The 14,222-nt window shown below is 38.6% G+C and carries 16 protein-coding genes; 4 read left to right on the top strand and 12 right to left on the bottom strand.

Annotated features, from left to right (window positions below):
* Position 1 precedes the first annotated feature (1 nt).
* The 8 genes from nrdR to pepA all read right to left on the bottom strand — a co-directional run bounded on the left by nrdR (position 2) and on the right by pepA (position 8,677).
* A complete protein-coding gene (gene nrdR, locus C231_RS0104395) occupies positions 2-490 on the bottom strand; it encodes a transcriptional regulator NrdR (protein WP_018659427.1) in 489 nt (162 codons plus the stop codon).
* Positions 491-514: 24 nt separating this feature from the next.
* Complete coding sequence (gene coaE, locus C231_RS0104390; protein WP_040408045.1) at positions 515-1,141, bottom strand: dephospho-CoA kinase; 627 nt, start codon at positions 1,139-1,141, stop codon at positions 515-517.
* Positions 1,142-1,143: 2 nt separating this feature from the next.
* Positions 1,144-1,995 carry a bifunctional DNA-formamidopyrimidine glycosylase/DNA-(apurinic or apyrimidinic site) lyase gene (gene mutM / locus C231_RS0104385; protein WP_018659425.1) on the bottom strand — a complete coding sequence of 284 codons (852 nt, stop codon included), beginning with the start codon at positions 1,993-1,995 and terminating at the stop codon, positions 1,144-1,146.
* 184 nt (positions 1,996-2,179) lie between these two features.
* Positions 2,180-4,831: a DNA polymerase I gene (polA, locus tag C231_RS0104380; protein ID WP_018659424.1), complete on the bottom strand. Its 2,652-nt coding sequence runs from the start codon at positions 4,829-4,831 to the stop codon at positions 2,180-2,182.
* Positions 4,832-4,931: 100 nt separating this feature from the next.
* A complete protein-coding gene (gene murC, locus C231_RS0104375) occupies positions 4,932-6,263 on the bottom strand; it encodes a UDP-N-acetylmuramate--L-alanine ligase (protein WP_018659423.1) in 1,332 nt (443 codons plus the stop codon).
* A 109-nt stretch (positions 6,264-6,372) separates the two neighbouring features.
* Complete coding sequence (locus C231_RS0104370; protein ID WP_018659422.1) at positions 6,373-6,924, bottom strand: hypothetical protein; 552 nt, start codon at positions 6,922-6,924, stop codon at positions 6,373-6,375.
* A gap of 31 nt (positions 6,925-6,955) precedes the next feature.
* A complete protein-coding gene (gene ytpR / locus C231_RS0104365) occupies positions 6,956-7,573 on the bottom strand; it encodes a YtpR family tRNA-binding protein (RefSeq protein ID WP_018659421.1) in 618 nt (205 codons plus the stop codon).
* 18 nt (positions 7,574-7,591) lie between these two features.
* Positions 7,592-8,677: a glutamyl aminopeptidase gene (gene pepA, locus C231_RS0104360; protein ID WP_018659420.1), complete on the bottom strand. Its 1,086-nt coding sequence runs from the start codon at positions 8,675-8,677 to the stop codon at positions 7,592-7,594.
* 163 nt (positions 8,678-8,840) lie between these two features.
* Here pepA and C231_RS0104355 point away from each other — a divergent pair, with 163 nt between their 5' ends.
* Both C231_RS0104355 and C231_RS08805 read left to right on the top strand, forming a co-directional pair.
* Positions 8,841-9,164, top strand: a complete 324-nt coding sequence (locus C231_RS0104355; RefSeq protein WP_018659419.1) for a hypothetical protein — start codon at positions 8,841-8,843, stop codon at positions 9,162-9,164.
* Entirely contained in the window at positions 9,113-9,385 is a 273-nt protein-coding gene (locus tag C231_RS08805) for a PepSY domain-containing protein (RefSeq protein WP_156808106.1), read from the top strand. The genes C231_RS0104355 and C231_RS08805 overlap by 52 nt, the downstream gene beginning before the upstream one ends.
* A 161-nt stretch (positions 9,386-9,546) precedes the next feature.
* Here the strand turns inward: C231_RS08805 and C231_RS0104350 are convergent, their stop codons facing one another.
* The 3 genes from C231_RS0104350 to C231_RS07830 form a co-directional block, all read right to left on the bottom strand.
* Positions 9,547-10,335 (bottom strand): phosphotransferase family protein, encoded by a 789-nt coding sequence (locus C231_RS0104350; RefSeq protein ID WP_018659418.1) that lies wholly within the window; start codon positions 10,333-10,335, stop codon positions 9,547-9,549.
* Between the two features lie 75 nt (positions 10,336-10,410).
* On the bottom strand, positions 10,411-11,580 hold the full coding sequence (locus tag C231_RS0104345; RefSeq protein ID WP_018659417.1) for an ABC transporter permease: 1,170 nt from the start codon (positions 11,578-11,580) through the stop codon (positions 10,411-10,413).
* Complete coding sequence (locus tag C231_RS07830) at positions 11,577-12,299, bottom strand: ABC transporter ATP-binding protein (protein ID WP_018659416.1); 723 nt, start codon at positions 12,297-12,299, stop codon at positions 11,577-11,579. The genes C231_RS0104345 and C231_RS07830 overlap by 4 nt, the downstream gene beginning before the upstream one ends.
* Positions 12,300-12,412: 113 nt before the next feature.
* Here C231_RS07830 and C231_RS0104335 point away from each other — a divergent pair, with 113 nt between their 5' ends.
* Positions 12,413-12,847: an HIT family protein gene (locus tag C231_RS0104335; RefSeq protein ID WP_018659415.1), complete on the top strand. Its 435-nt coding sequence runs from the start codon at positions 12,413-12,415 to the stop codon at positions 12,845-12,847.
* A gap of 5 nt (positions 12,848-12,852) precedes the next feature.
* A complete protein-coding gene (locus C231_RS0104330) occupies positions 12,853-13,209 on the top strand; it encodes a hypothetical protein (protein WP_018659414.1) in 357 nt (118 codons plus the stop codon).
* Between the two features lie 52 nt (positions 13,210-13,261).
* On the opposite strand, the gene C231_RS07825 is transcribed toward C231_RS0104330, so the two are convergent.
* The gene (locus C231_RS07825) at positions 13,262-14,221 is read right to left on the bottom strand and encodes a peptidylprolyl isomerase (protein WP_018659413.1); all 960 of its coding nucleotides are present in this window, start codon (positions 14,219-14,221) and stop codon (positions 13,262-13,264) included.
* Between the last annotated feature and the right edge of the window lies 1 nt (position 14,222).

The raw sequence follows: 14,222 nt of genomic DNA, 5'->3' as shown, positions 1-14,222 counted from the left end.
TTTATTCATCAATTTCCCTTGCGTCATCACTTATGGATGTTCTTTTTTCCAAGTCTTTCATTGCTTTTAAGAATACATTAATATCTTTAAATTCACGATAGACACTTGCAAAACGGATATATGCAACATCATCCATTGCGGCAAGCTCATCCATCACATACTCACCCAACTCACGTGAAGAAATCTCACGCATACCAGTATCTCGTACGCGGCGCTCAATACGATTAACGATTTCTTCCTGCTCTTCTGCTGATACTGGGCGCTTCTCAAAAGCACGATGGATGCCTCGTAACAGTTTTTCGGGACTGAATTCTTGCCGATCGCCATTTTTTTTCACGACTAATAGTTGCGGTTGCTCGATTCGTTCGAATGTTGTAAAACGAAAATGGCATGCCTCACATTCGCGGCGACGGCGTGTTACACTTCCATCATCTGCTGGGCGACTATCTACCACCCGACTTCCTTGATAATTACAATTTGGACAGCGCATCTTGGCACTCCTCCTTTTTCACAATTATTTCTTATTATAGCACAGATTTTTATCAGATTGATGGGTCTGTTTCCACCACTGTTCAATTTGTTTTTGGGTATAAGCGATCGTTTTCGAGTTATCAATAACAACATCCGCACGTTTTACTTTCTCAGCAAGCGCAATTTGAGCTTGTATTCGCTCTTTGGCTTGGGCTTCGCTCAGATGATCACGCGCCATTAAGCGTTGTAGTTGTATCTGTGCATCAACTGCTACAACAAGTATCTCATCAAACCACCCTTGGTACTGTTCTTCATAAAGTAATGGTATATCCACAACGATCACAGCATTTTTGTCCGTTGCCAATTCCATCTGAGTTCTAATCTCTTTACGAATTAGAGGTTGTATCACTATATTTAGCCTTTTCAAATGGTGTGGTGAAGAAAATACGAGCGCTCCTAATTTTTTTCGATCAAGCTCTTGATTTTCCAATAGGATTTCATCGCCAAATTGTTCAACAAGCTTAGCTAACCCTACTGTTCCTGGATGAACAATATCACGCGCTACGGCATCCGCATCAATCACATAGGCTCCCATATCTTTTAACAATTTTGAAACAGTGGACTTGCCAGAAGCAATTCCCCCCGTCAATCCGATTTTTTTATTCTTCATGATCATGGTGTTACTCCTTCAGCTTTTTGCGGCAATTTTTGACAATGCGGGCAAAAATGAGTTCCTCGCCCAGCCACTTTTATTTTTTGAATGGGGGTATGGCAGTTTGGGCAAGGTTTTCCTTTTTTGCCATACACTTGTAGAAAGTCTTGATAATGTCCAGGGTCTCCGAATGAATTTGCATATGTACGAATTGTTGTTCCACCTGCTTGAAGTGCTTCTTTCATAACTTTTATTATCGCTTCGCGCAATATTTCCAGTTGCTGGTACTTTACTTGTTTGCCAGGAGTTTCAGGATGGATACCCGCTCGAAATAATACTTCATCAACATAAATGTTCCCAAGTCCTGCAACCATGCTCTGGTCAAGAAGCACTCCTTTAATAGACTTCGTTCGCGATTTTAGAAATTGTTGCATCGCATATACTGACAGCGCCTCATCTGTTGGTTCAGGTCCTAACTTTTGTAGAGAGGGATGTTGATAAATGTTTGACTTCTCTACTAATGATAGACGTCCAAACTTCCGTACATCTAAATAGCGTAAATCATCCTCATAATCTAAATGAAAAATAACATGCGTGTGCTTGGTACGAGGTGTAGCATGCGGAACAATTTGATATTTCCCTTCCATGCGCAAATGCGATAAAATTGCCACATCCGTTAGAAAAAACAATAAAAATTTGCCGCGGCGTTCAATCCGCTCAAACTGTTGCCCTTTCAATCGTTCACAAAATTCATCAATAGCAGGAGAGGCAATAATATTATCCCAATACACTTCTACCTTTTCGATTGTTCTGCCTGTCAGTCGCATTTCCAGTCCTGCACGCACATTTTCTACTTCTGGTAATTCTGGCATAATCTCCCCTCCAGTCTAAAATTTTGGTCATACTTCTTTTGAGAAATTAATACTATAATATATCTCTTTTTATTGAAAGATCCGTCAGTGGCACATCTATCCGTCATAAATTCACCACTTCTTCATATGGATACAATATGAGCAATTTTGGTAAATAAAAAACATATGCACTGATGGAACTGGTTTATAATTCATACCATGTTTTGCCAAAGCCACCGTCAACTTTGAGTGGTACATTCAAATCGGCAATATGCTCCATTTCTTCTTTAACAAGTGTTACAAGCGCTTCTTTTTCATCCTGAGGAACTTCAAAAATTAATTCATCATGCACTTGCAGCAACATTTTGGAACGTAGTGCTTCACGCTCCATTCGATTACTTACCGCAATCATTGCCATCTTTATAATATCGGCGGCACTTCCTTGAATAGGTGTATTCATTGCAACACGTTCGGCAAATGAACGTAAGTTGAAATTGCGATTATTAATGTCAGGTAAATAACGGCGGCGACCATAAAGTGTTTCGACATATTCTTTTTCTTTCGTTTCACGAATAATGGTCTCAATGTATTTTTTTACACCAGGATAGCGCTCAAAATAAGTGTCAATTAAATTCTTAGCAGCTTTTCGAGAAATTCCCAAATTCTCTGACAAGCCATAATCACTAATGCCATAAACAATTCCAAAGTTAACGGCTTTTGCATCGCGACGCAAATTCGGTGTAATATCTTCGGCATTTTTGCCATAAATGCGCATGGCCGTACTCAAGTGAATATCTTCGCCATCTTGGAAGGCTTTGAGCATATGTTCATCTCCAGAAATATGGGCGAGAAGGCGGAGCTCAATTTGCGAATAATCCGCCGAATAAAGTTCCCACCCCTCACGCTTAGGGTGGAATGCTTTGCGAATCATGCGTCCTTCTTCTTGACGAATCGGAATATTTTGTAAGTTAGGATCTTTTGAGCTAAGCCGTCCCGTTCTTGCGACAGTCTGCTGATAACGTGTATGAACGAGTGATGTCTTTTTGTCAATAACTTTTAGCATGCCATCAATATAGGTTGATTGGATTTTGGAAAGACCGCGGTAGTCGAGAATATATTGCGCAATAGGAGCATGTGCTGCCAATTTTTCAAGAACATCTTGTGCTGTAGAATAGCCAGTTTTTGTCTTACGAATGACAGGATAATTTAATTTTTCGAATAAGATCTCACTCAACTGCTTAGGTGAATTGATATTAAATCTTTCCCCAGCTTCTTGATATATTGCTTCTTCAATCTGTTGGAGGCGAGCTCCGAATTCTTTTTGCAACTGTTTTAATACGTGAGGATCTACTTTAATGCCTTCTTTTTCCATTTTTGCAAGTATTCTTGCAAGTGGCATCTCGAGTGTTTCTAAAAGATTAAGCTGTTCATTAGCTACTAGTGCTTCTTGCAATTTTGGTTGTAATGCATTCAGTGCAGCTATTTTTTCAGCGGCATATTGATAGACTTTTTCCATAGTAGTTGGAATTTGCCGCTTAGCACCTTTCCCATAGATACTCTCACTCGGCTGAAACTGGGTAAGACCATATTTTTGTGCCACAAAATAGAATTCTTTTGATGTATCTTCTGATGTCAAAAGATATGATGCTAGCATCGTATCAAATGACACTCCTTCCACTTGCATTCCGTAGCGATCAAATAGTAGCCATAATGCTTTGGAATCATAAACAATTTTTTGCTTTTGCGGATTTGAAAGCCACTGAACGAAGCTTTTTGATTGTTGTGCGATTTCGATGGATGTCACATAGATATAGTCTTGCGTTCCCCATGCAATAGCAAGTGGCACTTCTTTGTGATAATCTTCATCCATTATCTCAATATGCAGTGCTGCATGCTCTGGTAGATGTTCTTTAGAAATCTCATCTAACCAACTATAATTAGCACGTTCAGCATCTGGTGTATCTTCATATAGGCTCTTTGTGTCCAATTTTTTAAGATGTGAATTAAAGTCCATTTCTTGATAGAAATCGACCAATTTCTCGAGATGTTTGCCCTTATATTTTAATTGATCTAAGCGAATTGACACGGGTGCATCTACTAAAATGGTTGCCAGCTTCTTGCATAAAAGTGCCGTTTCTTTTTCATTTAATAGATTTTCTTTTCGCTTGGACGGTTTCATTTCAGCAATATGCTGATAGAGATTTTCAATTGTGTCATATTCTTTTAGTAATTTGATGGCTGTTTTTTCGCCAATGCCCGAGACCCCTGGAATATTATCCGATGGATCTCCTGCCAGACCAAGCAAGTCCACAATTTGAGACGGGCTTAGGTTATATTCTTCCGCTACTTCAGCGGGTGTATATGCCGTTACTTGCTGTACCCCACGCCGCGTAATATCAACACGTATATTTTCAGCCGCTAACTGTAAAAGGTCTTTATCTCCAGAAAGGATGACGACTTCAAAATCATTAGCTGCTGCTTGATGTGCAAGCGTACCAATAATATCATCGGCCTCATAATTTGGGAGTTCATAGTACATGATTCCAAATGCATCAAGCATCTCCTTAAAATAAGGCATCTGCTCCGCTAATTCAGCGGGCATGCTCGCACGTCCTCCCTTATAATCGTCAAAATATTCATGGCGAAAAGTCGTTCGTCCGGCATCAAATGCGACCATAATGTGTGTCGGTTGTTCACGCTCGATAACACTTTCAAGCATATTATGAAAGCCATAAAGTGCATTCGTATGCAGTCCATTTTTATTACGCATGGATTGTAATTGCTGATATAATGCATAGAAGGCACGAAATACTAAGCTATGCCCATCAATCAGCATCATTTTTTGTTTTTCAGTCATGACTCTATCTCCTTTTTAGTCCGTCCATTTCTTCTAGTTTATCATTAATCCGACCATAATAAAAAGGCTAACCTGATGGCTAGCCTTTTTGCTTTTTTAATTAATGGACAGTTTTTAAAGTTTGACTGAGTAGCTTCTCAAAAGCATATTCAAATTTCTGAATATCTCCAGCGCCCATAAAGACGATGACATCTCCTTTATGCTCAAGTAAGGCCGAAACATCTTCTTCACTTAATATTGCTTTGCCTTTTTGAAGTAAGTCAAAGAGGTCATTAATTTTTACATGACCACTTTGTTCACGTGCCGAATGGAAGATATCACAAAGATAAACAGAATCAGCATAATCAAGTGCTGCACCAAAATCATCTAACAGTGCAATCGTTCGCGAAAAAGTATGCGGTTGAAAAACTGCCGTAATATGTCGATCAGGATATTTTTGGCGGGTAGCACTCAATGTTGCTTTGATTTCTGCTGGATGGTGCGCATAATCGTCAATAATAATTGTATCGCCGACTATTTTTTCACTGAAGCGGCGTTTTACACCCGAAAATGTTTGTAAATGTTCAGCAACTTCTGCCTGATCAAGCTGTTCATGATAAGCCACTGCAATCACGCTCAATGCATTTTTTATATTATGATCGCCATAAGTTGGAATCGCATGATGATATAAAAACTCTCCTTGATGATATACATCAAAACTCGAGCCTTCCGTTGTGCGTTCGATATTTTTTGCTTGGAAATCATTACCATCTTCCAGTCCATAATAGACAATTGGTACAGGTGCTTCCAATTTTCTTAAATATTCATCATCACCGCACGCAAATATAACTTTCTTCACTTGTTGTGCAAATTCAGTAAAAGCATCAAACACATCTTCTAATGAATGATAATAATCAGGATGATCAAAATCCACATTCGTCATAATCGCATAGTCTGGTCGATATGCCAAAAAATGACGACGATATTCGCAAGCCTCCAATGCAAAATATTGTGCATCTTTTACACCACTACCTGTCCCATCTCCAATAAGATAGCTTGTCGGTGCAATATAGCTCAAAACATGTGACAACAATCCCGTAGTAGAAGTCTTACCATGTGAACCAGTAACAGCAACACTTGTAAATTGTTCAATAAAGTTACCGATAAAATCATGATAGCGAATGACAGGCAGTCCAATTTCACGTGCTTTTTTTATTTCAATATGGTCATCTGTAAAAGCATTGCCAGCAATCACTGTCAATCCTTTATGAATGTTATCCGCCGAAAATGTAGCCATTGGAATCTGCTCATCTTCAAGACGCTGTTGCGTGAAGAAATATGTTTCAACATCGGAACCTTGGACTTTATATCCTTTATCATGCAAAATAAGTGCCAATGCACTCATACCTGAGCCTTTTATGCCCACAAAATGGTAAGTCGTATCATCATTCATTTTGTTTTGACCTCATCTTTCTTATTCTTCATCTGTTACACTATAGCGTATCTAGACACAATTTTCTACAAACAAATACCCCTAATGCTTTTAGGAGTAGTGTTCGCTTTTAATCTTTTGGAAATAGTGATGAATGTTTTTTCTGCTGATGCTCTAAGCTACGTGTTTCTTCTTCCATAATGCCAGAGAGCGAAATTGATAAATTCTTACGCGATGCCAGCGATTTCGCTTTGGAGTGTCCGCTTTTTTTGAGCGTGTCAGAAAAATCCTCAAGTGTCGTCTGCTCCACGCTACGTGTCGGTGCGCCAGAAGATTCAAATAATATATAATCTTCAGCCTTTTTATGTAAAGTCGCTACAAGTTCATCATAAAATTGGCGCTTTTGTTGAATGGCTTCATGCGGAAATTGTCGCTTTGGCTTCTTAAAATATGCTGGAAGCGAACGTCCGCGGTAACGGTGGCTTAAAAGAGATTGCACCGTTCCATTCATGTTGCCATTTATTGATTCATTATCAGAAAAAGAAGGAGAGTGTACTTGCTTTTGGACTATGTGTTCTTGCGCATGAGTCTTTTGGGTACCACGCTTAGAAGATACCGAAAATATTTCTGGTTCCTTTTCAGGATGCTTTTTAAAAAAGCTTGGGTATTTTCTTTTATCCACGTCTATCTCCTCCTTTCTCCTTTAAATCATACTACAAGGAAAATGCTTCCCCCACAACTGCCTGCTCTGATAAGACAAGAATCCCCCGTTTGGATGGGTCTTGAGGCTCAATCCCTAATTCCCGACTTGAACAAATCATGCCATGACTTGATACACCACGCAACTGTCCTGGCCAAATAATTAAACCATTTGGCATTACGGCACCTGGCTTGGCAACGACTACTTTTTGACCTGCTGCAATATTTGGTGCACCACAAACAATTTGTAAAATTTCGCCATTATCAACTTCTGTTTTCGTAACAAAAAGATGGTCGGAGTCTTCATGTGGTGTACATTCCTTAACATAACCAACAACAAACTTAGGTTGTTCATCTGCCACCAATTCTTTCTTAAATCCTGCTTCAGCCAATGCATCATTTAATACATCTACCTGAGCTTGGGTTAAGGTTACGCTGCCACTTTGTTTTAAGTTCAGCAATTTTGAAGCATGAAAGAAATTATAACCGATCGTCTTGTCAGGATCATTCTCGGCAGCAATTCGGGTAATCGTGCCTTTCGTTTCAACAATTGGATATGATGAATGATCTGGTTGCAGACAGACAATTAATAAATCGTCAAGTGAATCATTATTGTAAATTGTTACTAGCATAAATTACTAAACTCCTTTTTAATCATTTAAATAATGGAGCTCGGCAATTTTATCTGCATCTAGGTTCACTAAAAATGCTTCCAACATCGCGCGAGCTGCTAGATAATCAGATTTTCTAAAGAGAGTCTGATGTGTATGAATATAACGTGCCACCATACCAATCACGACACTTGGTACACCATCTTGAGATGTGTGAGCAGCCCCCGCATCTGTTCCTCCTTTTGATAGGAAGAATTGATAATTGATATTATTTTTATTCCCTAATTCCACGAGATAGTTTCGCATTGGACGCGATGTAATATGAGAGGCATCAAAAATACGCACTAAAGCACCTTCACCCAATTTACCAAATACAGTCGGATCTCCAGTTAAATCATTGGCAGGACCACAGTCAACTGCAACGAAAACATCAGGGTTGAATTTGTGAGTCGACACTTTAGCACCGCGTAGGCCAACTTCTTCTTGAACATTCGCCCCAGCCACAAGAGTGAATGGCAGATCTTTTCCATGCAGTTGCTTAAGCGTTTCTGTTATGATCGTCAAGCCGTAGCGATTATCCCATGATTTACAAATGATACTTTCTTTGTTCGCTGTCTCAACTAATTTCACATCTGGTACAATGCTATCTCCTGGCAGCACACCCATTTCAAGTGCTTCTTCTTTTGAAGAAAATCCTGCATCAAATAAAATCTCATCAATATTGATACTTGTTTGTGGGCTTTGTCCTTTTAAGACATGTGGTGGAATTGAGCTTGAAACGACAGGATAATCATGATCATTCGTTTGCAATGTAAAGCGCTGTGATGAAACAACAAGTGGATTCCAGCCACCCACTGGCGTTACTTTTAATAATCCTTGGGGAGTAATATTTGTTACCAAAAATCCAACTTCATCTAAGTGAGCGGCAACCATTACAACAGGAGCATTTTCATCTTTGGCTTTTTTAATGCCAAAAATTCCTCCTAGTCCATCAAGTTGAATCTCATCGACATATGGTGCAATTTCTTCACGAAATGCACGGCGCACATTCTCTTCATGACCACTCGTGCCTTGGACTTCAGTAAATTTTTTCATTAAGCGAAGTGTTTCCGTTGTCAATTCCATTTTAGTTCCCCTTTTCTTAATTTTGATATCCTAATTATACAACAAATCTCTCTTTTTGTGGAATTGCTGCTTGCTTGAGCGGAATTTCTAATGATTTTTACTAAATAGTATTGCTTTCTTCTCATCTGTGGTAAACTAAAGACGAACTAAAGGAGGTATAAACATGTTTGAAAAAAGCACACCTGAAAAAATTGCAACTAAAGCAAAAGATCAGTGGGACGGCTTTGCTCAAGCCGCTTCAAGCGAATGGGAAGATTTAAAAGACAAAGCAAATGATGTCAATCCTTTCCGCGAAAAAACGACTTGGGAAAAGATTAAAGATCAGTTTACTCCGGAAGAAAAAAATGCATGGGAAAAACTCGCAGATGCTGCAAAAACAGATGTTAGTACAGAAAATTTGGAAATTGCAGGCATTATTCTAGGCACACTTGCTGCATTTGGCCTCGGATATGCGCTTCATGCAATTATTTCAAAAAAAAAAGCGTAAATCCTGATCATGTCCTCGCTACCGTAAAAAAAGCATTCAAAGAAGATGGCCCCATTGAAGGCAGTTGGATCGAGATGACCACAGCCCCTTGGGATCGTTATGCTTACCATACGTCCGTGTATTATGGCGGCATTACTCGTTTGGAAGATGGTGAACCCGTTCAATACGAGTTTATCGCAGATGCGCACACTGGGACATTAATGAACATTTATAAAGTATAATAAAATAGTATTGAAATTTTAAGATATGCTCTCCCTACCGTTCAAATGAGTAGGGAGTTTTTTTATTGGAACTATTTGCCACATATCATCCTAGCACTTTTGGCATCTTAAATAAAAAAACAGATGGAAAACATTCCACCTGTAACTATAAAATATATTCATTAAAATTGCTTGAGCCATTCTTTTAAAAGATATTCATATTTGTAGAAAAGTTCTTCATCATTCATTTCCTGGAGTGATTTCTTTATTTCAAGCAGCAATGTCGCCATCATATACCAATGAATTCGTGCTACAAACTCCGGCGACTGTTTGAATTCAATATGCTCTATCCACTCATCCCAATCTGCCGCAGAGATATAGCGTGCAATTAATTGACCAATATCATAGGCAGGATCTGCTAAAATCGCACTGTCCCAATCCACTAAAAATAGCTCATCTTGGTCTGACAACAAATAATTGTCATGATGGATATCCCCATGACTGGCACAATATTCTGGCGCAGGCTCTACATCATCTAGATGGTTCACCAAATATTCATAAGCTTTTTCAAGAGTGTCATTCATCTTGAGAACCCCAGCTAATCGTTCAACATAAGTATCCAACAAATCCGCTGGCAATAAATATTTTCCACCCACTTTTTCCAATAAGCGTCCAAGTGTTTTTGATTGATGGACTTTTTTTAGTAAATAAAAAACACGTGGCTCCTTCATTTCAGAAGCTTCAAGAGTCCGCCCATTACACCATACTTGCGCAGTTAAAACATCACCATTTTCAATTCGTTTCGTCCAAATAAGCTTTGGTGCAATGCCTTCTAAAGCTAGCGTTGCAAGAAAAGGAGACGTATTTCGTTTCAAAAAAACTTTTTCTTGGTTGCGTGTACCCATATAAGCTTTGCCAGTCACACCACCCGCAGGATGAAGATTCCACCCCGCTTCTTTTTTCTTCTCCATATTTACGACTCCTTTTTTGATTATCAAGCTCATTTTAAAATCAATTCTTATACCCGTCAAGTATTCCAGCTATTTCTATCGATTTTTCCGCACTTTTTTCAAGACATTGAAGAAAATAACGACCACCCCTAATAAGTAGATCCATGCAAAGAGACCTTTCAATATCGCTAAAATGATCGTGACTGCCCCCCACAAAGTACTTCCCAGTGCAATAGTTATAGTGGCCACTTCCCGCTGCGGAAATTCTTTTTCTGACAATCTGAATACATGCCATTTTTCAACAACTTTTTCGTAAAGTGCACTGCTTGCTAGCCATAATCCCGCAACTGCTAAGATAACACTTAACCATGAAAATGCATAAGCATAGAGCAACAAACATAAAATAAAAAACCACGATACCAAAAGCTGAAATAACTGGCGATCTCGTGCAAGCGTTCGCGTAAGATAAAATCCAGCAGCTGAATCATCAATCCATCGTGCAAAAGGTAATTGAAACGTTGTGCGACTTTCTGAGTTAACATTCATCAAATCGCTTGGCAGTGCTAGATCAAAAAACCACCGAAAAAAATGATATTGAGCGGCTTGACGTTGCTGTTCAGTCTGTACCATTTTTTCTAAAGCTAGACGCTGAGCACCCGGAGCATATAAGCGATAAGCACAGTAACAAAATAAGACACCACTTATTAAAAACATCGGAAATAAAAGCGCCAAAAAACTTCCCGCACCAATGAATAGCACACGCAACAAAGTGCAGTGCATTTTTTCATATTCAAAAGCGCGCAATTGAATGTAAAAATCAATTCCTTGAATAAAAATAAGTTGTGCAACCATTCCAATCAATACACTGAAATGACCCATTCCACGCGAAAAAGGCACATACCACATCAAAAAGGCTAAGGGAATAAAAATAGGAATACGCATAATTAATGAACGGGTCCAAAAATAAATAAATTGCTGACGAATTTCTGCCTGCTGGCGACTTCCATAATAAATATCTGGTACTTCCATATGCGTGTGGACACTACCTCTTAGCAAAAATACAGCCACAATGATGCCAATTCCGATCACATTAACACTATCAAAAATGACCCATCCTTCATCTTTTGTCGATTGATAAAAATAACCGACTGCTCCCAATAAAATAAATAAAAAAGGAGCAAGTTCAGTTAATAAGCGACTCCACTGTTTCATCAAAAATTGATCTTCTTTTTTAAATCTTTTCTCAAAAAACGCTCGAGTCATCATCGCGTCAGTCTCCCTCTATCCTCATTATGTGTTGCGAGTATCTGAGTATAAAGCATTTCTAACGACTCTTTCGTTGGACCATCTAATATGAGCCGACCATCTTTCAACCACAAATAGCGATCACACAACTGCTCCGCTTCATGCAAAAGATGTGTCGTCAGCAAAATTATCTTCCCTTCTTGACGTTTTTCATCCAAAAGATGGCGCAATGTCATTACTGCCAATGGATCGAGCCCTGAAAAAGGCTCATCAAGAAGCAATACGGGACTGTCTACCATTAATGTTTGAATAAGCATCACTTTTTGCTGCATTCCTTTTGAAAAATAAAAAGGTTTATGCTGCTTTTCTTTAGCTAATGCAAATTGCTTTAATAATATGTCGCCAATTTGGAGAGATTTTTCTGGCAGATGATACATCCGTTTTAACAGTTCTAGATGCTCCCAGAGTGTCAATTCTGGATAAAAAACTGGACGCTCAGGTAAATAGCTGACATTTTTTTGATATGTTGTGAAATTATCATTTATCGAATTTCCATTGATGCATACATCGCCTGACATCTGAGGCAATGTCCCCATAAGACTTTTATATAATGTACTTTTCCCTGCACCATTGCGCCCTAATAAACCAACAATTTCACCATTTTCAATTTGAAAAGAAATTCCTTTTAATAATTCTTTTTGAAAATATCCGCCTGATAAATTCTTCACTTCGAGTGCCATTTCCAGTCCCCCTTCATTCTTTTAGTGTATCATAACTTCATCGATGAAAGAACTTAGATTTTTAACTGTTTTTTTGATAAACTTAGAGAAATAAATAGAAAGTAGGGAGCGATATGTCCGAAACTGATTGCATTTTTTGCAAAATTGCTCATGGAGAAATTCCATCAAAAAAAATACATGAAGACGAAAATGTTGTGGCTTTTTTAGATTTATCGCAAGTAACACCTGGTCACACGCTCATTATCCCAAAAGCACATGTCCGTAATATCTACGACTATGACGAAGCACTTGCTGAAAAAGTATTTCGCGTAATTCCTAAAATTGCTCGTGCCTTGCGAAATTTCCGCCCAGATGTAGCTGGACTGAATATCATAAATAACAATGAACCCGTTGCCTACCAATCGGTCTTTCATTCACATATTCATCTCATCCCTCGCTATAGTGATGCCGATGAGTTTGGCTTAAAATGGAGCAATCATGCCGATCAATATACGGATGATGACTTGGAAAAAATAATGCATGCCATTCAAAAAGAATTGGGGGAATAAATAAAATGGGCTTTTTTACAGGTTTTTTAGGAGGTGCTTTTATCGCAGGGACCTATACTTTATTGACAAACAAACGCACAGGTCCAGAAAATATGAAATGCACCATTCATTATTTGGAAGATGTCCGTGACGGACTTACCACATTCCAACAGGCAAAAGACCAGGTCAGTATGCAACTTCACAATGTGTTGCAAGAATTGGAGCTAGCAAAAATAGTCCTAGCACCTGGTATTGAAAAAGATGCGGAGCAACTAGCAACAGAAGCCGATTATCATACGCGCCGTATCAATCAAGACATCGAAGCAATCGACCAGCAAATCACTACTATGCATGCTGCAATAAAAGAAGAACATGAAGCATAATAAAAAAGGTACCACCGATTTTTCGGTGGTACCTTTTTAGATTTATGATCTATTATTCATCTGATTTCTCAGAGTCTTCTTTTGAGTCATCTTCTTTTTGATCATCTTTTCCATCTTTTTCATCTTTTGGCTGTTCAACATATGGTGCAATTGCACCTTTCAATTCTTTGTCTGAAATTTGAACATTCATATCTTTCAGCATTTTGCTGACGATTTCATGCATGAAGCTTGGATCTGTTAGTTTGGAATCGATATAAGCATCTTGAATATCTTCTTTTGTTGACTCAAATTCTTCATCAGGATCAAAGGCCAGACGACGAATAACATGGAAGCCATGACTTGTTTGTACTGGAGTCTGAGTCGTTTCGCCTTCTTCTAAGTTTTTAGAGGCTTCTTCAAATTCAGGAACCATTTCGCCTTCTTTTAAGAGATACATACCCTCTTTGTCTTTGCTGCCTGGATCTTTTGAATATTCTTCTACCAAATCTTTAAATTCAGCACCATCATTTAATTTAGCGATAACTTCATTAGCAGTCTCTTCATCATCCACTAAAATATGCTGAACTTTAGCAATCGTTTTTTGGGAATCGAAGAATTCACGCAATGCTTCATCACTCATATCGGCATTCGCTTTGACTGCTGCTTTCATCAATAAATTGGTGCGAATATTATGTTTGACATCTTCAACTGAAACACCTTGCTGTTTCAATAGATCTTCAAATTGTTCTTTTGAGCCTAAACTTGCCGCTGTTTTTTCATATTCTGCTTCAACATCTTCTTTAGACACATTTTTGCCATATGTATACTCGAAAGCATCTTCTAAAATCATGCGTTGTAGCACTTGTTCGCCTAAAGTCATACCATTTTGTTGCGGTTGTTTTTTCATTTCCGCTACAAAATCATCATATTTAATTTTTCCAGCTTTAGTTGAGGCAACTTCCTGACCTGAGCAACCTGCAAGTAAAAATAAACTTGCTGCAGCTGTAGCAATTAATTTCTTATTCATTTTCATT

This window comes from Allofustis seminis DSM 15817 (genome assembly GCF_000374325.1).
Taxonomy (GTDB): domain Bacteria; phylum Bacillota; class Bacilli; order Lactobacillales; family Carnobacteriaceae_A; genus Allofustis; species Allofustis seminis.
This window is presented reverse-complemented; position numbering and strand designations above follow the sequence as displayed.

Excerpts from the sequence above, each read along its gene's own strand:
- nrdR (WP_018659427.1), bottom strand. The coding sequence starts at position 490 with ATGCGCTGTCCAAATTGTAATTATCAAGGAAGTCGGGTGGTAGATAGT.
- coaE (WP_040408045.1), bottom strand. The coding sequence starts at position 1,141 with ATGAAGAATAAAAAAATCGGATTGACGGGGGGAATTGCTTCTGGCAAG.
- mutM (WP_018659425.1), bottom strand. The coding sequence starts at position 1,995 with ATGCCAGAATTACCAGAAGTAGAAAATGTGCGTGCAGGACTGGAAATG.
- polA (WP_018659424.1), bottom strand. The coding sequence starts at position 4,831 with ATGACTGAAAAACAAAAAATGATGCTGATTGATGGGCATAGCTTAGTA.
- murC (WP_018659423.1), bottom strand. The coding sequence starts at position 6,263 with ATGAATGATGATACGACTTACCATTTTGTGGGCATAAAAGGCTCAGGT.
- ytpR (WP_018659421.1), bottom strand. The coding sequence starts at position 7,573 with ATGCTAGTAACAATTTACAATAATGATTCACTTGACGATTTATTAATT.
- pepA (WP_018659420.1), bottom strand. The coding sequence starts at position 8,677 with ATGGAATTGACAACGGAAACACTTCGCTTAATGAAAAAATTTACTGAA.
- C231_RS0104355 (WP_018659419.1), top strand. The coding sequence starts at position 8,841 with ATGTTTGAAAAAAGCACACCTGAAAAAATTGCAACTAAAGCAAAAGAT.
- C231_RS0104350 (WP_018659418.1), bottom strand. The coding sequence starts at position 10,335 with ATGGAGAAGAAAAAAGAAGCGGGGTGGAATCTTCATCCTGCGGGTGGT.
- C231_RS0104345 (WP_018659417.1), bottom strand. The coding sequence starts at position 11,580 with ATGATGACTCGAGCGTTTTTTGAGAAAAGATTTAAAAAAGAAGATCAA.
- C231_RS07830 (WP_018659416.1), bottom strand. The coding sequence starts at position 12,299 with ATGGCACTCGAAGTGAAGAATTTATCAGGCGGATATTTTCAAAAAGAA.
- C231_RS0104335 (WP_018659415.1), top strand. The coding sequence starts at position 12,413 with ATGTCCGAAACTGATTGCATTTTTTGCAAAATTGCTCATGGAGAAATT.
- C231_RS0104330 (WP_018659414.1), top strand. The coding sequence starts at position 12,853 with ATGGGCTTTTTTACAGGTTTTTTAGGAGGTGCTTTTATCGCAGGGACC.
- C231_RS07825 (WP_018659413.1), bottom strand. The coding sequence starts at position 14,221 with ATGAAAATGAATAAGAAATTAATTGCTACAGCTGCAGCAAGTTTATTT.